Source organism: Pseudomonas sp. XP2, from assembly GCF_053557975.1.
Window position 1 is genome coordinate 200,658 of record NZ_JBNRIK010000002.1, and the last position, 19,876, is coordinate 220,533.

Genomic DNA, 19,876 nt, shown 5'->3' on the forward strand with positions numbered 1-19,876 from the left:
TTCATCTTCTTGATGATGATGCGCAGCCCTTCGACCTCCAGCACTTCCTCTTCTTCCGGTACGCGCTTGAGCGTCTCGTAGATCAGCCCCGCCAAGGTTTCCGCCTCGATGTGATCGAGGTCGATGCCCAGCAGGCGCTCCACCTTGAACAGCGGGGTGTCACCGCGTACCAGCAGCTTGCCTGGCTGGTACGCAAGGATGCCGCGCTCGGTCTTGCGGTGTTCGTCCTGGATATCGCCCACCAGCACTTCCAGCACGTCTTCCATGGTCAGGTAGCCGATTACCTTGCCGTCGGCTTCCTCCACCAGCACGAAGTGCGCGCCGCCCTTGCGGAACTGCTCCAGCAGTTGCGACAGCGGCATGTGCCGCGATACGCGCTCCAGCGGCCGGGCAAGGTCGTCCAGGTCGATGGTCTCGGGCAAGTGCTCCAGTTCGGCAAGCTCCAGCAGCAGGTCCTTGATGTGCAGCAGCCCGGTGAACTCTTCACGCTCGGCGTCATACACCGGGTAGCGGCTGAATTTGTGGCGACGTATCAAAGCCAGGATCTGCTTCAGCGGTGCATTGGCATCGATGCTGACCATGTCTTCACGCGAGTTGGCCCAGTCGACCACTTCCAGCTCGCCCATTTCCACGGCCGAGGCGAGCACACGCATGCCTTGGTCGCTCGGGTCCTGGCCACGGCTGGAGTGCAGGATCAGCTTCAGCTCTTCACGGCTGTAGTGGTGTTCGTGGTGCGGGCCCGGTTCGCCCTGGCCGGCAATGCGCAGGATGGTGTTGGCGCTGGCATTGAGCAGGTAGATGGCCGGGTACATCGCCCAGTAGAACAGGTACAGCGGCACGGCCGTCCACAGCGACAGCAGCTCGGGCTTGCGGATGGCCCAGGATTTGGGCGCCAGCTCACCGACCACGATGTGCAGGTAGGAAATGACAAAGAATGCGACGAAGAACGACACGCCCTTGATCAGTTCGGGCGAGTCGACACCGAAGTACGCGAGCAGCGGCTCGAGCAAGTGGGCAAAGGCCGGTTCGCCGACCCAGCCCAGGCCCAGGGAGGCGAGGGTGATGCCCAGCTGGCACGCTGACAGGTAGGCGTCGAGCTGGTTGTGTACCTTGCGCAGGATATTGCCGCGCCAGCCATGCTGTTCGGCGATGGACTCCACGCGGGTGGCGCGCAGCTTGACCATGGCGAACTCGGCGGCAACGAAGAAGCCATTGAGCAGCACCAGCAGCAAGGCAAAGATGATCATGCCGAAATCGGCGAATAACGAGGTGAGGCTGATACCAGGGGAAGGGTCCATGATGGAGTTTTTACGGGGTCCGTCTTGAGATTGGGAGAAAAAAAGTGCCAGCTCTTGCTGGCACAGGGGATCCAATGTAGCGGCTGGGGCCGTAAAAGCAAAGGGTGGCTGGCTTATTGCGGTCCGTGTGGAAGCGGGCCTGCCCGCGAAGGGCTGCGCAGCCGCGCCGATCTCAAGCCTTTTCGTTGACCAGTTGTGCCGGCGCAAAGTGACAGGTAAAGGTGCTGCCGTGGCCCGGCACGCTGCTGATGTCCAGTTTGCCGCGGTGGCGCATCAGCACATGCTTGACGATCGCCAGCCCCAGCCCTGTGCCACCGGTATTCGATGCACGGCTGGAGTCTACCCGGTAGAAGCGTTCGGTCAGGCGGGGCAAATGCTTGGCGTCGATGCCCACCCCCGAGTCCTGCACCGACAAGTGGGCACCCTGGGCATCGGCCCACCAGCGGATGCGGATGTTGCCCTCGTCCTGGGTGTACTTGACCGCGTTGAACACCAGGTTGGAAAAGGCACTGCGCAGCTCTGACTCGCTGCCCTTCAGCTTCACACCGGGCGCGGCTTCGAGGGTGATGCGCTGGTTACGTGGCCCAGACAGGGCCTGAGCGTCGTTCTTGATCGCGGCGAGCAGGGCTTCGACCGCCACCGGCTGGTTGTCCGACGGGTAATCGGTGGCTTCCAGCTTGGCCAGCAGCAACAGGTCGTTGAGCAGCGTCTGCATGCGCGAGCCTTGCTGGCTCATCTGCTGCAGGGCGCGGCCCCAGCGCGGGTTCACATCCTCTACGTTGTCCAGCAGGGTTTCCAGATACCCCGTGATCACCGTCAGTGGCGTGCGCAATTCGTGCGACACGTTGGCGACGAAGTCCTTGCGCATCTGTTCCAGCTGGTGAATGCGCGTGACATCGCGCACCAGCATCAGGTGTTCGTTGTTGCCGTAGCGGGTGATGTGCAACTGCAGGCGCATCCGGTCGTTGATGGGCGAGGGTATTTCCAGCGGTTCGAGGTAGTTCTCCGTCTCGAAGTACTCCTTGAAGCGCGGATGGCGCACCAGGTTGGTTACCTGCTGGCCACCGTCCTGCGGGGTCTTGAACCCCAGCAGGGTTTCGGCGGCACGGTTCCACCACTCCAGGTTGCCGTCGCTGTCGAGCATGATCACCGCGTCGCGCAGCGCGGCGGTGGACTCCTGCACCCGGTCGATCACTGCCTGCAGGCGGCCACGCACGCGCTGGTCGCGGCGCTGCAGGTGGTAGATGCTGTCGAACACCTCGCCCCATAGGCCGTAACCATCGGGCGGTGCTTCATCGGGTTGGTGGTTGCGCAGCCAGTCGTGCAGGCGCAGCAGCTGCTTGAGGGTCCAGCCCAGGTAAAGCGCCAGGCCAATGGCCAGGCTCCAGCCATAGTAGCCGCTGACCAGCCCGCCAATCAGGCAGACGGTAATCAGCAACAACAGATGGCGAATCAGGGTTGCGTGCCAGTTCTGGTTCAATTGACGGTCCTTGTACAACGACGTGCAGCTTGGCGCTTTTGAACTCGATCAGCTCTTGGTCGAGAAGCGGTAGCCAGTGCCCCGCACGGTTTGTACCAGATTTTCGTAGGCCTCACCCAGCGCCTTGCGCAGACGACGGATGTGTACGTCGACGGTGCGTTCTTCGACATAGACGTTGCCGCCCCACACCTGGTCCAGCAGCTGGCCACGGGTGTAGGCGCGCTCCTGGTGGGTCATGAAGAACTGCAGCAGGCGGTATTCGGTGGGGCCCATCTCGGCGGGCTTGCCGTCGATGGTGACGCGGTGGCTGATCGGGTCGAGCAGCAGGCCGCCGACTTCGATCGGTGCTTCGCTGTCGCTCGGGCCGGTGCGACGCAGCACGGCTTTCAGGCGCGCTACCAGTTCGCGCGGCGAGAACGGCTTGGTGATGTAGTCGTCAGCGCCCACTTCAAGGCCCTGGATCTTGTTGTCCTCTTCACCCTTGGCGGTAAGCATGATGATCGGGATGTCGCCGGTCAGCTCATCGCGCTTGAGGCGGCGGGCCAGCTCGATGCCAGAGGTGCCGGGCAACATCCAGTCGAGCAGGATCAGGTCCGGTTTGCGGTCGACGATGATCGCGTGGGCCTGTTGGGAGTTTTCCGCTTCCAGGCAGTCATAGCCGGCCATTTCCAGGGCAACGGCGATCATCTCGCGAATGGGTGCTTCGTCGTCGACGATCAGAATGTTCCTGCCAACCATGCTCAAAACCTCTCCTGGATTCGGTGTCTTGGCCCGCATTAGATAACGGAATTATTGCAGCTGTGTGACAGGGTGTTGGCCGTTATGGCGACATTGCGTGACTGAACTAGGCTTGAAAGGGCCGCTGCGGCGGCAACCCGAACCTAATTCCCCCAGAAACAATGGTGAATCCAATGACACGACAAACGCTGAGCTGGATGGCCCTTTTCACTGCGCTGGCGCTCCCGGGGGTGGCGTCGGCCCACCATGCCATGGAGAAGGACGGCATGTGGGTCGATCATGCCGGCATGACGCTGTACACCTTTGACAAGGATGCGGGCGGCAAGTCGATGTGCAATGACGCGTGCGCCAAAAACTGGCCACCGTTGCTGGTCAAGAAAGAAGACGAAGCACCGAAGGACAAATGGACCCACGTAACGCGTGACGATGGTGCAATGCAGTGGGCCTACGACGGCAAGCCGCTGTATACCTTCATCAAGGACACGAAGGCCGGTGACAAGACCGGTGATGGCGTGAAAGACGTCTGGCATATCGCCAAGCCTTGATATTGCCGAGGCCGCTGTGCGGCCCATGGCCGGCAAGCCAGCTCCCACGGTTTTTGTGCAGCCTCGCAGGCAGCGCTGTACCTGTGGAAGCTGGCCTGCCGGCGATAGGGCCATCAGCCTTGACGCAGTGTGTAGTCCAGCACTACCCCGATGAACACCAGCAACCCCGCCCAGTGGTTGTGCAAAAACGCTTTGAAGCACGACTCGCGGTCCAGCTTGCGCGTCGACCAGTACTCCCACGCAAAGCACGCCGCCGCACCCAGCAACCCCAGGTGGAACCAGCCCCCCAGTTCGAAGCGGCTACCCGCAAGCAACAGGCAACCTAGCGACAGCATCTGCAAGGTGAGGATGATCGCCCGGTCGGCTTCGCCGAACAGGATCGCGGTCGACTTTACGCCAATCTTCAGGTCGTCATCGCGGTCGACCATGGCGTAATAGGTGTCGTAACCCACCGTCCACAGCAGGTTGGCGATGTACAGCAGCCAGGCGCTGGCCGGCAACTCGCTCCCTGCGGCGGTGAAGGCCATGGGAATGCCCCAGGAATACGCCGCGCCCAGCACCACCTGCGGGTAATAGGTGTAGCGCTTCATGAATGGGTAGCAGGACGCCAGCGCCACCGCGCCAAACGACAGCCACACCGTGCGGCTGTTGGTGCATAGCACCAGCAGGAAGCTTACCCCGACCAGGATCGCAAACAGGGCCAGCGCCTCGCGCGGCTTGACCCGGCCGCTGGCCCGCGGCCGGTCGGCGGTGCGTTTGACGTGGCCGTCCACCTTGCGGTCGGCAAAGTCGTTGATGCAGCAGCCCGCGGCCCGCATCAGCACTACGCCAAGGCCGAAGATCAGCACGTTGGCCAGGGTGGGAGCACCGTTGCCGGCAATCCACACCGCCGACAGGGTCGGCCACAGCAGCAGGTAGATACCGATCGGCCGGTCCATGCGGCTGAGCTGGACGAAGTCCCAGGCCCGTGGGTGCAGGCGGTTCAGTGACTTCAGCAGTTGCATGTACATCAGCGGTTTTCCTCCCTGGCCGCTTGCCACAAGGCCGGCAGGAACACTTCTGCCACCAGCAGGTCCAGGCCGTCTCGTTCAAAGCGCGAGCGGCGCCCCCAAAGTGCTGCATGGGCGGCGTCGGCCGGCAGCCACGCCTGTGGGTAGCTGCACACTTCGATCGGGTGGCGGATGAACGCCTGGTCGCAGAACAGCAGCTCGCCCAGCGAGCGGCTGCCGAGGGTTTCCAGGTCCAGCCCGCCGCGCTCCAGGGCGCTGCGGCTGGCGACACTGCGGGCGAACACCCAAGGCTGGCCATGGCCGCGCAGGTACACCTCGCGCACCCAGCCTTCGGCGCCGGCGGCAATGCCCAGCGCTTGGCATTCATCGTCGCGCAGCGGTTGCCAGCCCTCGAACAGCGGGGTGACGGAGAAGTGATCAAAGGACAGGTGGGTCAGGCGGCGGGTCAGCGAACCCTCGTCGAACAACCAGTCAAGGGTAGGCTGGTCGAAGTCGGTCGCCAGCTGTGAATACGGCAGCCACGCGACAGCGGCTGCTTGCGGGGATTCGTACGACACGTCGGTCTGCTTGTTACAACCAATGAGGCGGCGAGCTTAGCATGATTGCCCCGACTGCTTGCATAATGGCTGAAGCAGGGCCAAAGACCCGCCAGATAAAGCCTGAGTTCTAACGAGGAAAAGACCTGATGAAAAAGTGGCAATGTATTGTCTGTGGCCTGGTCTACGACGAAGCCGAAGGCTGGCCCGACGACGGCATCGCCCCCGGCACCCGTTGGGAAGATGTGCCTGAAGACTGGCTGTGCCCCGACTGTGGCGTGGGCAAAAGCGACTTTGAAATGATCTCCATCGGCTAATCGAGGAAAGCACGACATGACGTCCCCTGTGGTAATCATCGGCACCGGCCTGGCGGGCTACAACCTGGCCCGTGAATTTCGCAAGCTCGATGCGCAGACGCCGCTGCTGCTGATCACCGCCGACGATGGTCGCTCCTACTCCAAGCCCATGCTCTCCATGGGCTTTGCCAAGCAGAAAGACGCCGACGGCCTGTGCATGGCCGAGCCGGGTGCCATGGCCGAGCAACTGAATGCCGAGGTTCGTACCCATACCCGCATCAGCGGCATCGACCCAGGCCACAAGCGCCTGTGGATCGGCGAAGAGGCTGTGGAGTACCGCGACCTGGTGCTGGCCTGGGGGGCGCAGACCGTGCAGGTGCCGATAGAAGGCGATGGCAGCCATCTGGTGTTCCCGATCAACGACCTGGAGGACTACGCACGCTTCCGTACTGCCGCCGTCGGCAAACAACGTGTGCTGATCCTCGGTGCCGGCCTGATCGGCTGCGAATTCGCCAACGACATGAGCTTGGGGGGCTTCCAGGTCGACGTGGTGGCGCCGTGCGAACAGATCATGCCGACCCTGCTGCACCCGGCCGCTGCGGCGGCGGTGCAGGGCGGGCTCGAAGGCCTGGGTGTACGCTTCCACCTGGGGCCCGTGCTGACCCGCTTGCACCAGGTGGACCACGGCCTGGAGGCGCACCTGTCGGATGGCAGCGTGATTGCCTGCGACCTGGTCGTTTCGGCCATTGGCTTGCGCCCCCGCATCGACCTGGCCGCCGCGGCCGGCTTGCAGACCCATCGTGGCGTCAGCGTAGACCGCGAATTACGTACATCCCACGCCAACATCTTCGCCCTTGGCGATTGTGCCGAGGTCGATGGCATCAACCTGCTCTACGTGATGCCGCTGATGAGCTGTGCCCGGGCGCTGGCGCAAACCCTGGCCGGCAAGCCGACAGCGGTGGCCTACGGGCCGATGCCTATCACCGTCAAGACCCCGGCCTGCCCTTTGGTGGTATCGCCGCCGCCCTTGGGGCACGATGGTACTTGGCAGGTGGAGGGGCAGGGCAGTGACCTCAAGGTGCTCTGCCACGGGGCTGACGGCGAATTGCTGGGTTATGCCCTGACCGGGACAGCCGTCATGGACAAGCTGGCACTGAATCGCCAGTTGCCACCGGTAATGGCGTAAATAGAGGGCGTTCTGTCGGATTTATCCTGTTGTTGCCTGCACAATGGCCGGCCTGATACTGGCGCGGCCCCTGAGCACGTGCCATTCTCACTTCCGTCTGCCGCAGATTAGAGCCTGCGGTGCCTTGAGCGCTGCTCCCAAAGGCAGCACGGCATAACAACAAGAATTCCGTCAAAGAGGCTTCACTATGCGCAAACCAGAACTCGCCGCCGTCATCGCCGATAAGGCTGATCTGACCAAGGAAAAGGCCAATCAGGTGTTGAACGCGATTCTCGACAGCATCACCGGTGCCCTGGACAAGGACACGGTGACCCTGGTCGGTTTCGGCACCTTCGAAAAACGTCATCGCGGCGCGCGTACCGGCAAAAACCCGCAAACCGGTGAGCCGGTCAAGATCAAAGCCAGTAACACGGTGGCCTTCAAGCCAGGCAAGAACCTCAAGGACAGCGTCAATCCACCGGCCGCGCCAACCAAGGCCGCCAAGAAAAAGTAAGCTTCCGCTGACGAATCGTTGATCCCGAACGGGCGCCTTCATGGCGCCCGTTGTGCTTTACACGCAGTAACTGCTGTGAACTTGCATAAAATGGTCGTTAAGAGGATAAAGTGCGAAACTTAGTCACTTTTCAATCGAGGCGTGTCGATGAAGTTCCGCTTTCTTCTCTGGGCCATGGGGCTTTTGATGGCCAGGGCCAGCCGTAACAACCCGGCATTCCAGCAGCAGCTCAAGGGCAAGGACCTGGTGTTCCAGATGCAGACCCTGGACGGCAAGGTTGCCCGGCACTTCGTCGTCAACAACGAGCGCATAAGCAGCAAGGGCGGCGCACATCCGCAGCCGGCATTCGCCATCGCCTTCAAGGACGCTGCCTACGGCTACGCCACGATGCAGGCAGGCAACAAGCAGTTGGCGTTCATGCAGGGGATTCAGGACAAGAACATCCAGATCAAGGGCAACCCGGCGCTGGTGATGTGGTTCCAAGGCTTGATGAAATACCTGAAACCGAAGAAGAAAGGCTGAAATTGCCGGGGCTGCTGCGCAGCCCATTCGCTGGCAAGCCAGCTTCCACAGGTACCGCACAGGGTTTGAGGCCAATGCGGTCAATGTGGGAGCTGGCTTGCCGGCGATTGGGCCGCAAAGCGGCCCCTCGCGATATCAGTGCGGTGCGTGAAACTGCGAAGCCAGCTCGCGCAGCAGGTTCTCGGCCTCGAGCACCTTGTTCACCACATCCTCGGCCTTGTCCCGGGTAATCCCCAGGCGCTCCAGCAACTCGTCAGGAATCTCTTCCTGCGGCCCGGAGCCAATCCCTCGTGTACGCAACAGGCGGGTCGCCAGGCACACCAGGTTGGGGAACGCCGAATACTCGCCGTCGTACGCCGGGTCGTGCTGGAAGCGCAGCGCGGTCGACAGCTCTTCGGGCATGTCCCACAGCTTCATCAGCCAGGCACCGATCTGTTCGCGGCTGATGCCTAGCAGGTGCTGTTCCACATAGGTGTGGTTCAGGTGCGGGTTCACCTCCAGGTGGCGGCAAATCAGCGAGAAGTGCGGCGGGAACACGTGCGCCAGCAGCAGGTAACCGAAGTTGTGCAGCAGCCCGGCCAGGTAGGTCAGCCCGGCTTCGGGACGTTCTGCCCGAGGCATGGCGCGGGTCAGGCCTTCGATGATCGCGGCAGTGTAGATCGACTGCTGCCAGTAGGGTGTGGCCTGTTGCGGCTGGTCTTTTGGCAGGCTCAAGGTCTTGCCCAGGGCCAGGCCCAAGGCCAGGTTGATCACCAGGTCGAAACCCAGCACGCGCACGATGGCGTCTTCCACCGAGCGGATCTTGCCCGGCGAAGCGTAGTAGGGCGACGCCGCCCAGCTGACTACCTGCGCCGCCAGCGCCGGGTCGGTTTCGACCACGCCGGTGATGTCATCGATGCTCGCGTTGGGGTCTACTCGCAGCTTGATGATCTTCTGCGCGGTATCGGCTAGCGGCGGAATCTCGATGGTTTCTTCCAGACGCTTCTGGATGCGTCGGGCGGTGAACGCCTGAACGGCATTGGTGATTTCCAGGGTGTCGTCATGGGGGCGGTCGAGGTTGGGGCTGATGGCCTCGACCTCCTGGCCGAAGCTGCTGGCGCTGGCCTTGGCCAGCATGCGCTTGAAGTGGGCGTGCTCAATCTCTAGCAGCAGGCCGACTTCGCCAGACTGGATGTACACAGTCTCGGCGTCGAGCAGGCTCTTTTCGTACTGGCACGGTGAGCTGGTCAGCGCAGGAATGGCGGGCAGGGCCTTCAGCTGGTGCTTGTCGAGCATTTGCTTGAGGCGCGGCACCGACACGGCGGTGAGCTTGCGCCCGGTCAGCTCGGCCAGGCGGTTGAGGTCCAGCAGTTGGCTCTGCGGGAACAGCACCATGAGTGCGCCGACCTCGTCGTCGAGAAGCACCGCCTGCACCCGGGAGGCCGCAGGCAGGTGCGGGTGTTCGACCACCTCACGGTAGACGACGCCGACCTTGTCGAGCAGCAGCCTGATAACAGAGGGGGCGTGTGGGGTTGCGGTGTCCAGGGCAACTTCAGTCATGGTCCGTATCCACTGATTCTTTTAAACGCGAAGTATAACCAGCCTGCGAGCAAATCTGGATCCATTCTGGGACTAGCGTCACACTTGGCCATATTGCTGGCCATGGCGCAGCCAGCGGTCGAGCAGCGGGCTGACATGGTCCGGCCAGCGGGCCACCAGGGCCTGGGCGGCATCGCGCACAGCCGGTAACAGGTCGGCATCGCGCATCAGGTCGGCGACCTTGAATTGCAGCAGGCCGGTTTGGCGTGTACCCAGCATTTCGCCGGGGCCACGCAGTTCGAGGTCTTTCTCGGCAATGATGAAGCCGTCGTTGGTCTCGCGCATGATCCCTAAGCGTTCGCGGCCAATCTGCGACAGTGGCGGGTGGTACAACAGCACGCAATGGCTGACGGCACTGCCCCGGCCAACCCGGCCGCGCAGCTGGTGCAACTGGGCCAGGCCCAGACGTTCTGGGTTTTCGATGATCATCAGGCTGGCGTTGGGGACGTCCACGCCGACTTCGATGACCGTGGTCGCGACCAGCAGCTGCAATTCGCCGGCCTTGAACTGGGCCATGATTTCGGCTTTTTCCGCAGGCTTCATGCGGCCGTGGATCAGGCCCACACGCAATTCGCCCAAGGCGCTGCCGAGTTCTTCATAGGTGCTTTCGGCGGCCTGGCAGGTCAGCTCTTCGGATTCTTCGATCAGGGTGCACACCCAGTAGGCCTGACGCCCCTCGGCGCAGGCGGCGCGAACCCGTTCGACCACCTCAAAGCGGCGGCTGTCGGCTACCAGCACGGTGTTTACCGGCGTGCGTCCAGGGGGTAATTCGTCGAGCACCGAGGTGTCCAGGTCGGCGTAGGCGCTCATGGCCAAGGTGCGCGGAATAGGGGTGGCGGTCATGATCAGCTGGTGCGGGCACAATTCGCCTGCCACGCCTTTCTTGCGCAGGGCCAGGCGTTGCTGCACGCCAAAACGGTGCTGCTCGTCGATGATCGCCAGGGCCAGATGCTTGAACTTCACTTCTTCCTGGAACAGCGCGTGGGTGCCGACCACCATGGGCGCACCGTTGGCGATCTGCTCCAGGGCGCTGGCCCGGGCCTTGCCTTTGAGCTTGCCGGCCAGCCAGGCCACTTCGATGCCCAGCGGTTCGAGCCAGCGCTTGAAGGTGATGAAGTGCTGTTCGGCGAGGATCTCGGTGGGCGCCATCAGTGCCACCTGATAGCCCGCTTCCAGCCCTTGCAGTGCTGCCAGGGCGGCAACCACGGTCTTGCCGGCACCGACATCGCCCTGTACCAGGCGCATCATTGGCTCGTGCTGGCTGAGGTCGTAGGCAATTTCGTTGGCCACGCGCTGCTGTGCGCCGGTAGGCTGAAAGCCCAGGTTTGCCAGGTACTGCGCCTGCAGGCGCGTGGCCTTGGGCAGCACCGGCGCCCGCAGGCTGCGCAGGCTCTCGCGCAGGCGTTGCTGCGACAACTGGTGGGTCAGCAGCTCTTCAAAGGCCAGGCGGTGCTGGGCCCAGTGCTGGCCTTCGGCAAGTTCATCAAGGTCGGCGTCGGCCGGCGGGTTGTGCAGGTAACGGATGGCATCGTCCAGCGGCGCCAATTGGTAGTCCCGGGCCAGCTCGTCAGGCAGCCAGTCGGGCAGGCTGCGCGGGCCAAGCAGGCCCAGGCTCTGCTGGCACAACAGGCGCAGGCGTTGCTGGGTGAGGCCTTCGGTGGACGGGTAGATCGGCGTCAGGGTCTGTTCCACCGGTGGCGGCGGCTCGTCACCATTCAGTGCGCGGTACTCCGGGTGGTAGATTTCCAGGCCCGAGGCACCGGGGCGGGCTTCGCCGTAGCAGCGCAGGTGGGTGCCACGTTTCAGGCCTTCCTTCTGCGCGTTGCTGAAGTGGTAAAAGCGCAGGCTCAGCACGCCGGTGCCGTCACCCAGGCGCACCACCAGGCTGCGTCGCTTGCCCATGGTCACGTCGGCGCCGCTGACCACGCCCTCGATCACGGCATCCTGCCCTGGGCGCAATTGGCCGATCGGCACCACACGGGTGCGGTCCTGGTAGCGCAGGGGCAGGTGGAACAGCACATCCTGCAGGTTCTCCAGGCCGACCTTGGCGAGTTTTTCCGCCATGGCCTCGCCAACGCCCTTGAGTACCGTGACCGGGACCTTCGACAGCTCACTCATGACTCAGGCCGTTTGTTCCGCAGGGGCTTTGGCGACCGAGCACAGGCGGATCGAGTCGGCGAGGATCTCGATGGCCTTTGGCCGCGGGAAGCTGGCGCGCCAGGCGATGGCCACGGTACGGAACGGTGCCGGTGCCGTCAGTGGGCGAACTTCGATGACCCCAGGTGCATAGTGGTGGCTGTGCACCGCCGACAGCGGCAGGATCGACACGCCAAGGCCCGAGGCCACCATGTGGCGGATGGTTTCCAGCGAGCTGGACTCGACGGTGGTGTGCCTGGCGCCTTCGCCCCCCTTGTTCAGGGTAGGGCAGGCTTCCAGTACCTGGTCGCGGAAGCAGTGGCCCTCACCAAGCAACAGCAGGCTCTTGTCGTTGAGCATGGCGGTGTCGATGGTCTTTTTCGCCGTCCATGGGTGGTCGGCGGGCATCAGGGCGCAGAACGGCTCATCGTACAGCGGCAGGGTCAGCACATCGGCTTCGTTGAACGGCAGGGCGATGATCACCGCGTCCAGCTCGCCGTTACGCAGCTTTTCACGCAGTACGTGGGTGAAGTTTTCTTCGATGTACAGCGGCATCTGCGGCGCTACGCGATGCAGTTGCGGAATCAGGTGCGGGAACAGGTACGGGCCGACGGTATAGATGGCACCGACCTTGAGCGGGGCAGTCAGCTGGTTCTTGCCGGCCTGGGCCAGCTCGCGGATGCCCTGGGCCTGCTCCAGTACCTTCTGTGCCTGGGCGACAATGCTCTCGCCGACGGGGGTCAGGCGTACCGCGCTTTTGCTGCGCTCGAAGATCAGAACGCCAAGCTCATCCTCGAGCTTCTTCACACCGACCGACAGGGTCGGCTGGCTCACATGGCAGCGTTCGGCGGCATGGCCGAAATGCTGTTCCTGGGCGAGTGTGACGATGTAGCGTAATTCTGTGAGGGTCATAACGTGCGTCCATGAAGTTGCGGGCCCAGCATAGCGGCTGCAATCGATAGACGCACGTTATCAGACTTGCCGATTTGTGACAGAAGCAAAAGTCTTAGCGGCGGTCCAGCGAGTAGACGAACGGTGCCACGACTTCGATCGTGCCATTGTTCAGCAACTCGGGTGGCGGCTTGGGTACCGTGCCGGCCCGACGGATCATTTCAAGGGTTGCCCGGTCAAGTGCGGCACTGCCCGACCCACCTGCCATGGAGTACGACACGACCTTGCCTTCGGCGTCGACCACGAAGCGCAGGCGGTTGATGCCTTGCAAGCCGCGACGGCGCGCGTCTTCCGGGTAGCGCTTGTACTTGGCCAGGTGGCGCAGCAGGTCGCTCTGCCAGGTTGGCAAGGCGTTGCTGTTGGACGCAATGCTCGGCGCCGGTGCCGCGGACTTCTGCGGTGGCGTATTGCTGGGCGGTGCGTCTACCGTTTGCTCGGTAGGTGGCGCTTCCTTAGGCGGCTCAGGCTTTTTCTCGGGCTTCGGCGGCTGGGGCTTGGCCTTCGGCTTGGGCGGCTTGGGGATGGCGATCTTGGGCTTGGGTGCTTCCGCCAGCTTGGGCAACGGCGGTTCTTCGACCGGTGCCGGTGGCTGCGGAGCCGCTTTCGGTGGTGGTGGTGGCGCAGGCTCCGGTAACGGTGCCAGCTCCACCATCATCGCTGCCGGGGGCAGCTCGATGGCCTGAGGCACCGACCAGTTGAGCGTCAGCAGCACGGCGACCACGTGCACGCCCAGCACGATCGCCAGGCTGCCACCGTAGCGCGCCATGTTTGAGCGCGTTTTCGTCATTTCTTGGCTGCCGTCTCGAGACCTACCAGACCGACCTTGAGGTAGCCGGCCGCCCGCATGTTGTTCATCACTTCCATCAGGTCGCCGTAATCCACGCCTTTGTCAGCCTGGAAGAAGATGGTGGTTTCCTTGTCACCCTTGGTCTTGGCGTCGAGCATCGGGCCAAGCTGGTCGGGCGCCGCAACCTGATCGTCGCCGACGTACAGCTTCTGGTCGGCCTTGACGCTGACGAACACCGGTTTCTCGGGCCTGGGCGCCGGCTTGGCGGTTGAAGCCGGCAGGTCGACCTTGATGTCGACCGTGGCCAAGGGGGCAGCGACCATGAAGATGATCAGCAGCACCAACATCACATCGATGAACGGCGTAACGTTGATTTCGTGGTTTTCGGCGAGGTCGTCGCCACCTTCGTTGAGATGCAGGCCCATGGCTTACCCCACTTTCACCATGTGCGGGGCGGCGCGCTCGCTGCCCTGGTGGTCCAGGTCACGGCTGACCAGCAGCAGTACCTGAGCGGAGGCGTCGGACACCTGGGCCTTGTAGCCAGCGATGGAGCGGGCGAAGACGTTGTAGATGACCACAGCCGGGATTGCAGCGACCAGGCCCAGGGCGGTGGCCAGCAGGGCTTCGGCGATACCTGGAGCAACCACCGCCAGGTTGGTGGTCTGGGTCTTGGCGATGCCGATGAAGCTGTTCATGATGCCCCACACGGTACCGAACAGACCGACGAAGGGCGCGGTGGAGCCGATGGTGGCGAGCACGCCGGTGCCGCTGCTCATGGTGCGGCCGCTGGCGTGCACCAGGCGCTCCAGACGGAAGCTGACGCGTTCCTTGATACCTTCTTTTTCGCGGGCGTTGGCCGACAGGCGCATCTCTTCGAGGGCATCGTGGACCAGGGTATGGGCCAGGGTACCTTCCTTGTTGGAGACTTCGCTCGCGTCTTTCAGGGTGGTGGATTTCTTCAGCTGGGCGATTTCGCCACGCAGGCGACGTTTGGCGCCCATCAGCTCGAAGCCTTTGGCGATCCAGATGGTCCAGGTAATGATGGAGGCGATGGCCAGGCCGATCATGACGATCTTGACCACGATATCGGCGTTTTTGTACATGCCCCATGGGGACAGGTCGTGGGCCATGCCCAGCGAGGTGTCTTCAACCAGGGCCTCAACGTTCGGGTCTACCGCAGCCGGTGAAGCAGCAGCGTTGGCAGCAGGAGCCTGCGCATCGGCAGCCGGGGCAGCAGCAGGTGCGGCCGGGGCAGTGGCAGCAGCAGGCGCGGCGGCGTTGGCGGTTGGCTCATCGGCCATGGCCACCGGGGCCAGCACCAGGCTGAGTGTCAGCGCGGCGATGGCGCGCCAGGCGCGCGACGGGGTTGGCGAAGCGGAAGGTTGAATACGTGTCATGCTGGCCCGACCTGATGAAGAAATAAAGTGAGCGTTCTCCAAGGCCTCGAGGTAGGCCGAGAACAAATTGGCGGCCATTATTGCAAGTAATTCTTGTTAACAAAAGTAATCTTGTTGCTTTTTTCGCCTATGGTCTAGCCATCCATCGTGTAGCGTGGGTGGGCTGATCAATTGGTCTAGGGAGTTCAGAGATGTCAGACCTTTCCGTGATGGTGGTGGGTTGTGGTGATGTAGGTGGGCGTCTGGCCCTGCAAATGCTGGGTAAAGGCTGGCAGGTAAGCGGCTTGCGCCGCGCTGTCGGGCAGCTGCCTGCGGGCGTTCAACCGGTTGCCGCGGACCTGGCCGAACCGTCGATCCCGCAAGCCTGGCCACAGGGCACGCTGGATTATCTGGTGTACTGCGTGGCGGCCAGCCAGCACGACGAGGCCGGTTACCAGGCGGCTTATGTGGATGGCTTGCGCCATGTGCTGGCCTGGCTGGCCGAGCGAGGCCAGCGCCCCCGTCGCCTGTTGTTCGTCTCCAGCAGCAGCGTGTATGCGCAGAAGGACGGCGAGTGGGTCGAGGAAGGCGCAGCCACAGAGCCCGAAGGTTATTCCGGGCGTGTGATGCTGGAGGCTGAACGGCTGGCGCTGGCCAGTGGTATCCCGGCGAGCGTGGTGCGCCTGACCGGCATCTATGGCCCAGGCCGCGAGTGGCTGTTGAGCCAGGTGCGCCAGGGTTACCGTGTGGCCGAAGAGCCGCCGCTGTATGGCAACCGCATTCATGCCGAAGATGCCGCCAGCCTGTTGGCGTTTCTGCTGCAGGCCGATGCGGATGGCAAGGTGCTGGACGACTACTACATTGGCGTTGATGACGACCCGGCGCCCCTGGCCGACGTGGTGGCCTGGCTGCGGGCATACATGGGGGTTACCGAGTGGTCCGATGAGCAGCGGGTACGGCGTACTGGCAGCAAGCGCTGCAGCAACGCCCGGGCCCGGGCGCTGGGCTGGGCACCGGTGTACCCAAGCTACAAGGAAGGGTATGCAGCCATCCTGAAAGGAGGGCGTTGAATTTACCGGCCTCTTCGCGGGTAAACCCGCTCCCACAGGGATATCACAAGGCCTGAAGACAGTGATTACCCGCGAAGAGGCCAGTGCATTCAGTGCAAATGCAGCAGGATTCAGTTCTGCTCCAGCACCCACTGGCGCTTGCCCGCCGCCAGCTCCGGCATTTCATCCGGTTGCGCACGGTTCACTGCCTGGAAAATCTCCAGCTTGTCGCCAGTACGCTTGATGATGAACGGTGCACCACGCTGGTTACGCTCCAGCCACAGGCTGTCATTGCTGCCGCCCATGGTCGCGCAGTCACCTGCCAGGCACAGGGCAAAACGGTCCGGCCCCGGCAGGCCGGTGACGTTGCCGGTGTCGCTGAAGCGCACGCTGGCACCTTTGCCCTCACCTTCGACCACCTTCCAGTTGCCGCCCAGGTAGGCCTGGTACAGCGCTTTCTCGAAGCTGCTGCCCAGCGGCGCATTGGCAGTTGCCGGCGCCTTGGCACGCACGAAGGTCTGCTTGGCGCCACGCTGGTCGACGGCTTGCAGCTCGTCACCGTCGAGCGACAGCTGCTCGGTCTGGCCGCCCTCGAAGCTGGCCTGCCATTGCTTTTCGTTGCTGCTCAGCTGGCCGTCAGCGGCCTCGAAGCCATTGCTGTAGCTGGCCTGCTGGCTGGCAACGTCGAGCTTCCATTCGAACACGGGGCCGTGTTCATTCAGCGCTTGGCGCAGGCTGCCGCCCTTGACCGCTGCAGTGATGGCCTCCTGGTTGATCCAGGTGCCGTTGAAATCTTCGGGTTTGTGGCTGGCGCAGCCGCCCAGTAGCAGGGCTGCCAGCGCGATGGGCAGTGCTTGACGCATGACGGGGTAACCTTGCAAAAGGAGGAGTGACGGGCAGGGCGCCCGTCACCGGGGCATCACTCGATGACCAGGATGGCGTCCATTTCGACCTGGGCACCTTTCGGCAGCGCGGCAACGCCGATGGCGGCACGGGCCGGGTAGGGTTGCTCGAAGTAGCGGCCCATCACCTCGTTGACCTTGGCGAAGTGGCTCAGGTCGGTGAGGAAGATGTTCAGCTTGACGATGTCCTTGAACGAACCGCCAGCGGCTTCAGCCACGGACTTGAGGTTCTCGAATACCTGCACGGTCTGGGCTTCGAAGCCTTCGACCAGTTCCATGGTCTTCGGGTCCAGCGGGATCTGGCCCGACATGTACACCGTGTTGCCGGCCTTGATCGCCTGCGAGTAGGTGCCGATGGCGGCAGGGGCCTTGTCGCTCGTGATGACGGTCTTGCTCATGATGACTCCTTGCGGTTGGCGGACTACGTACGCATGCGGGTGATGCGGACCACGCCGGTCAGGGTACGCAGCTTCTTGATCACACGCGCCAGGTGCACACGGTCGTGCACGCTGACCACCAGTTGGACCACGCTGATACGGCCATCGCGTTCGTCCATGCTGATCTTCTCGATGTTGCCGTCGGCGGCGTTGACGCTGCTGGCCAGCAGGGCAATAAGGCCGCGCTGGTGCTCCAGTTCGACACGCAGTTCGACATTGAACTCACCGGTGATGTCCTTGGCCCAGGAAAGCTGCACGCATTTTTCCGGGTTGTGGCGGATTTCACTGATGTTGCGGCAATTTTCCAGGTGCACGACCATGCCCTTGCCGGCCGACAGGTGGCCGACGATCGGGTCGCCAGGGATTGGCGTGCAGCATTTGGCGTAGCTCAGCACCAGGCCTTCGGTGCCACGGATCGCCAACGGGCCTTCCGGCGCAGGCAACTGCTCGCCGTCAGCCGACAGCAGGCGGCGTGCGACCACGTAGGCCATGCGGTTGCCCAGGCCGATGTCTTCGAGCAGGTCTTCGATCAGTTCCAGGCGGTACTCGGCGAGAATCGCCTGGATGCGCTCCTGGGGGATTTTATCCAGGCTGCTGTCAAAGCCGGTGAGTACCTTGTTCAGCAGGCGCTCGCCCAGGCTGATGGACTCGGAGCGGCGCTGTTGCTTCAGGGCGTGACGGATGTGCGTACGCGCCTTGCCGGTCACCACGAAGTTGAGCCAGGCCGGGTTCGGCCGAGCGCCGGGGGCGCTGACGATTTCCACCGTCGAGCCGCTTTGCAGCGGTTCGGACAGCGGCGCCAGGCGGCGGTTGATGCGGCAGGCGATGCAGCTGTTGCCGACGTCGGTGTGTACCGCGTAGGCGAAGTCCACCGCCGTGGAGCCTTTGGGCAGCTCCATGATGCGGCCTTTGGGCGTGAACACGTAGACCTCGTCCGGGAACAGGTCGATCTTCACGCTCTCGATGAATTCCAGTGAGTTGCCGGCACGTTGCTGCAACTCGAGGATACCCTTGACCCACTGCCGCGCGCGGGCATGGCTGCCCTTGGGCTGCTCGTCGTCGTTGGACTTGTACAGCCAGTGCGCGGCGATGCCGTTGTTGGCCATCTCTTCCATTTCGCGGGTGCGGATCTGGATTTCGATGGGCACGCCGTGCATGCCGAACAACGTGGTGTGCAACGACTGGTAGCCGTTGGCCTTGGGGATCGCGATGTAATCCTTGAAGCGACCAGGCAGCGGCTTGTACAGGTTATGCACGGCGCCGAGCACGCGGTAGCAGGTGTCGACCTTGTCGACGATGATGCGGAAGGCATACACGTCCATGATCTCGTTGAAGGCACGGCGCTTGCCGCGCATCTTCTTGTAGATGCCATAGAGGTGTTTCTGCCGGCCGCTGACCTCGCCTTCGATGCCGTCGGCAGCGAGGCAGTTGGCCAGCGAGTGTTCGATCTTGGCGACGATCTCTTTACGGTTGCCGCGTGCGCTTTTCACCGCCCGGTGAATCAGCGACGAGCGCATTGGGTGCATGGCCTTGAAACCCAGGTCCTCGAACTCCACGCGCACGGTGTGCATCCCCAGGCGATTGGCGATAGGGGCGTAGATTTCGAGGGTTTCCTTGGCAATGCGCCGGCGTTTTTCGCCGGACAGCACTTCCAGGGTGCGCATGTTGTGCAGGCGGTCGGCCAGCTTGACCAGAATCACGCGAATGTCGCGGGCCATGGCCATGGCCATTTTCTGGAAGTTTTCGGCCTGCGCCTCGGCCTTGGTCTCGAAGTTCATCTGGGTCAGCTTGCTGACCCCATCGACCAGTTCGGCCACCGTCTCGCCAAACTGCTGGCTGAGGGCTTCCTTGGCGATACCGGTGTCTTCGATCACGTCGTGCAGCATGGCCGCCATCAGGCTTTGATGGTCCATGTGCATGTCGGCGAGGATGCTGGCCACGGCCAGCGGGTGGGTCACGTAGGGCTCGCCGCTGCGGCGGCGCTGCCCATCGTGGGCCTGTTCGGCGTAGAAATAGGCGCGCCGGACCAGGTTGACCTGTTCGGGGCCAAGGTAGGTCGACAGCCGTTCGGCCAAGGCTTCTATACCCGGCATGGGTTGACCTCCTGCGGAGGAAGAGGGCCTTGCGCCGTGCGACGTCGACCTGGCATCAATCAGACAGCCTCGTTGTTCTCGTCCTCGAAGGCGGCGAAGACCGGATCCTCGGTGACGATCTCTTCAGCGGCGATGAACTCGTTGGTGACGATGCCTTCGGCGATTTCACGCAGGGCAACAACGGTCGGCTTGTCGTTTTCCCACGCAACGCGTGGTTCTTTGCCGCCGGTCGCCAGCTGGCGAGCGCGCTTGGTCGAGAGCATGACCAGCTCGAAGCGGTTATCCACGTGTTCCAGGCAGTCTTCAACAGTTACGCGGGCCATGGTCTTCCTCAGTAGCAAATGCGGTGGGCGTGCAGCCCAGTAATGGGCAGGCGGACTCGATAGTATAAAAATTCACCAGCCAATAGGGAAGCGCTGTTTTGCCGGGCGGTCACCTTGAAGCACTGTGTTTGCTTCTTCGC

At 63.0% G+C, this 19,876-nt stretch carries 21 protein-coding genes; 6 read left to right on the top strand and 15 right to left on the bottom strand.

Features of this window, described 5'->3' with window-relative positions; genetic code table 11:
* The 3 genes from ACK1VC_RS03775 to phoB form a co-directional block, all read right to left on the bottom strand.
* Positions 1-1,298 (bottom strand): hemolysin family protein (locus tag ACK1VC_RS03775; RefSeq protein WP_449117853.1); only part of this gene is annotated, 1,298 nt, incomplete at its 3' end.
* 172 nt (positions 1,299-1,470) lie between these two features.
* Complete coding sequence (gene phoR, locus ACK1VC_RS03780) at positions 1,471-2,778, bottom strand: phosphate regulon sensor histidine kinase PhoR (RefSeq protein WP_023046971.1); 1,308 nt, start codon at positions 2,776-2,778, stop codon at positions 1,471-1,473.
* A 48-nt stretch (positions 2,779-2,826) separates the two neighbouring features.
* A complete protein-coding gene (gene phoB, locus ACK1VC_RS03785; RefSeq protein WP_003253341.1) occupies positions 2,827-3,516 on the bottom strand; it encodes a phosphate regulon transcriptional regulator PhoB in 690 nt (229 codons plus the stop codon).
* 173 nt (positions 3,517-3,689) lie between these two features.
* Here phoB and ACK1VC_RS03790 point away from each other — a divergent pair, with 173 nt between their 5' ends.
* Entirely contained in the window at positions 3,690-4,061 is a 372-nt protein-coding gene (locus ACK1VC_RS03790; RefSeq protein ID WP_016489841.1) for a COG4315 family predicted lipoprotein, read from the top strand.
* 113 nt (positions 4,062-4,174) lie between these two features.
* Here ACK1VC_RS03790 and ubiA read toward each other — a convergent pair whose 3' ends face one another.
* Both ubiA and ACK1VC_RS03800 read right to left on the bottom strand, forming a co-directional pair.
* Positions 4,175-5,071 (bottom strand): 4-hydroxybenzoate octaprenyltransferase, encoded by an 897-nt coding sequence (ubiA, locus tag ACK1VC_RS03795; RefSeq protein ID WP_449117854.1) that lies wholly within the window; start codon positions 5,069-5,071, stop codon positions 4,175-4,177.
* Positions 5,071-5,628, bottom strand: coding sequence for a chorismate--pyruvate lyase family protein (locus ACK1VC_RS03800; RefSeq protein WP_016489839.1), 558 nt, complete (start codon positions 5,626-5,628; stop codon positions 5,071-5,073). The genes ubiA and ACK1VC_RS03800 overlap by 1 nt, the downstream gene beginning before the upstream one ends.
* A gap of 128 nt (positions 5,629-5,756) precedes the next feature.
* Between ACK1VC_RS03800 and ACK1VC_RS03805 the strand changes: the two genes are divergently transcribed.
* The 4 genes from ACK1VC_RS03805 to ACK1VC_RS03820 all read left to right on the top strand — a co-directional run bounded on the left by ACK1VC_RS03805 (position 5,757) and on the right by ACK1VC_RS03820 (position 8,104).
* Positions 5,757-5,924 carry a rubredoxin gene (locus ACK1VC_RS03805; RefSeq protein ID WP_016489838.1) on the top strand — a complete coding sequence of 56 codons (168 nt, stop codon included), beginning with the start codon at positions 5,757-5,759 and terminating at the stop codon, positions 5,922-5,924.
* A 16-nt stretch (positions 5,925-5,940) separates the two neighbouring features.
* On the top strand, positions 5,941-7,089 hold the full coding sequence (locus tag ACK1VC_RS03810) for an NAD(P)/FAD-dependent oxidoreductase (protein ID WP_102689000.1): 1,149 nt from the start codon (positions 5,941-5,943) through the stop codon (positions 7,087-7,089).
* A gap of 187 nt (positions 7,090-7,276) precedes the next feature.
* Positions 7,277-7,582, top strand: a complete 306-nt coding sequence (locus ACK1VC_RS03815) for an HU family DNA-binding protein (protein WP_016489836.1) — start codon at positions 7,277-7,279, stop codon at positions 7,580-7,582.
* A 147-nt stretch (positions 7,583-7,729) separates the two neighbouring features.
* Positions 7,730-8,104: an SCP2 sterol-binding domain-containing protein gene (locus ACK1VC_RS03820; protein WP_016502241.1), complete on the top strand. Its 375-nt coding sequence runs from the start codon at positions 7,730-7,732 to the stop codon at positions 8,102-8,104.
* Positions 8,105-8,239: 135 nt separating this feature from the next.
* Here ACK1VC_RS03820 and ACK1VC_RS03825 read toward each other — a convergent pair whose 3' ends face one another.
* From ACK1VC_RS03825 to exbB, 6 genes are all read right to left on the bottom strand, one after another.
* On the bottom strand, positions 8,240-9,643 hold the full coding sequence (locus ACK1VC_RS03825) for an aminoacyl-tRNA deacylase and HDOD domain-containing protein (protein ID WP_060519709.1): 1,404 nt from the start codon (positions 9,641-9,643) through the stop codon (positions 8,240-8,242).
* A 78-nt stretch (positions 9,644-9,721) separates the two neighbouring features.
* Complete coding sequence (recG, locus tag ACK1VC_RS03830; RefSeq protein ID WP_016489833.1) at positions 9,722-11,800, bottom strand: ATP-dependent DNA helicase RecG; 2,079 nt, start codon at positions 11,798-11,800, stop codon at positions 9,722-9,724.
* Positions 11,801-11,803: 3 nt separating this feature from the next.
* Positions 11,804-12,730, bottom strand: a complete 927-nt coding sequence (locus tag ACK1VC_RS03835) for a hydrogen peroxide-inducible genes activator (protein WP_016489832.1) — start codon at positions 12,728-12,730, stop codon at positions 11,804-11,806.
* Positions 12,731-12,824: 94 nt separating this feature from the next.
* A complete protein-coding gene (locus ACK1VC_RS03840) occupies positions 12,825-13,556 on the bottom strand; it encodes an energy transducer TonB (RefSeq protein ID WP_016489831.1) in 732 nt (243 codons plus the stop codon).
* On the bottom strand, positions 13,553-13,981 hold the full coding sequence (gene exbD, locus ACK1VC_RS03845) for a TonB system transport protein ExbD (protein ID WP_003253367.1): 429 nt from the start codon (positions 13,979-13,981) through the stop codon (positions 13,553-13,555). The genes ACK1VC_RS03840 and exbD overlap by 4 nt, the downstream gene beginning before the upstream one ends.
* A 3-nt stretch (positions 13,982-13,984) precedes the next feature.
* Entirely contained in the window at positions 13,985-14,953 is a 969-nt protein-coding gene (gene exbB / locus ACK1VC_RS03850; protein ID WP_024717847.1) for a tonB-system energizer ExbB, read from the bottom strand.
* A 191-nt stretch (positions 14,954-15,144) separates the two neighbouring features.
* Between exbB and ACK1VC_RS03855 the strand changes: the two genes are divergently transcribed.
* Positions 15,145-16,002 carry an SDR family oxidoreductase gene (locus ACK1VC_RS03855; protein ID WP_016489829.1) on the top strand — a complete coding sequence of 286 codons (858 nt, stop codon included), beginning with the start codon at positions 15,145-15,147 and terminating at the stop codon, positions 16,000-16,002.
* Positions 16,003-16,112: 110 nt separating this feature from the next.
* Here the strand turns inward: ACK1VC_RS03855 and ACK1VC_RS03860 are convergent, their stop codons facing one another.
* Genes ACK1VC_RS03860 through rpoZ form a run of 4 tightly spaced genes read right to left on the bottom strand, consistent with a single transcriptional unit; the run spans position 16,113 to position 19,736 of the window.
* Positions 16,113-16,844, bottom strand: coding sequence for a hypothetical protein (locus ACK1VC_RS03860; RefSeq protein WP_016489828.1), 732 nt, complete (start codon positions 16,842-16,844; stop codon positions 16,113-16,115).
* 56 nt (positions 16,845-16,900) lie between these two features.
* Positions 16,901-17,281, bottom strand: a complete 381-nt coding sequence (locus ACK1VC_RS03865) for a RidA family protein (protein ID WP_016489827.1) — start codon at positions 17,279-17,281, stop codon at positions 16,901-16,903.
* A gap of 23 nt (positions 17,282-17,304) precedes the next feature.
* Positions 17,305-19,413, bottom strand: coding sequence for a bifunctional GTP diphosphokinase/guanosine-3',5'-bis pyrophosphate 3'-pyrophosphohydrolase (gene spoT / locus ACK1VC_RS03870; RefSeq protein WP_016489826.1), 2,109 nt, complete (start codon positions 19,411-19,413; stop codon positions 17,305-17,307).
* 59 nt (positions 19,414-19,472) lie between these two features.
* A complete protein-coding gene (rpoZ, locus tag ACK1VC_RS03875; protein WP_003253383.1) occupies positions 19,473-19,736 on the bottom strand; it encodes a DNA-directed RNA polymerase subunit omega in 264 nt (87 codons plus the stop codon).
* Positions 19,737-19,876: the final 140 nt, after the last annotated feature.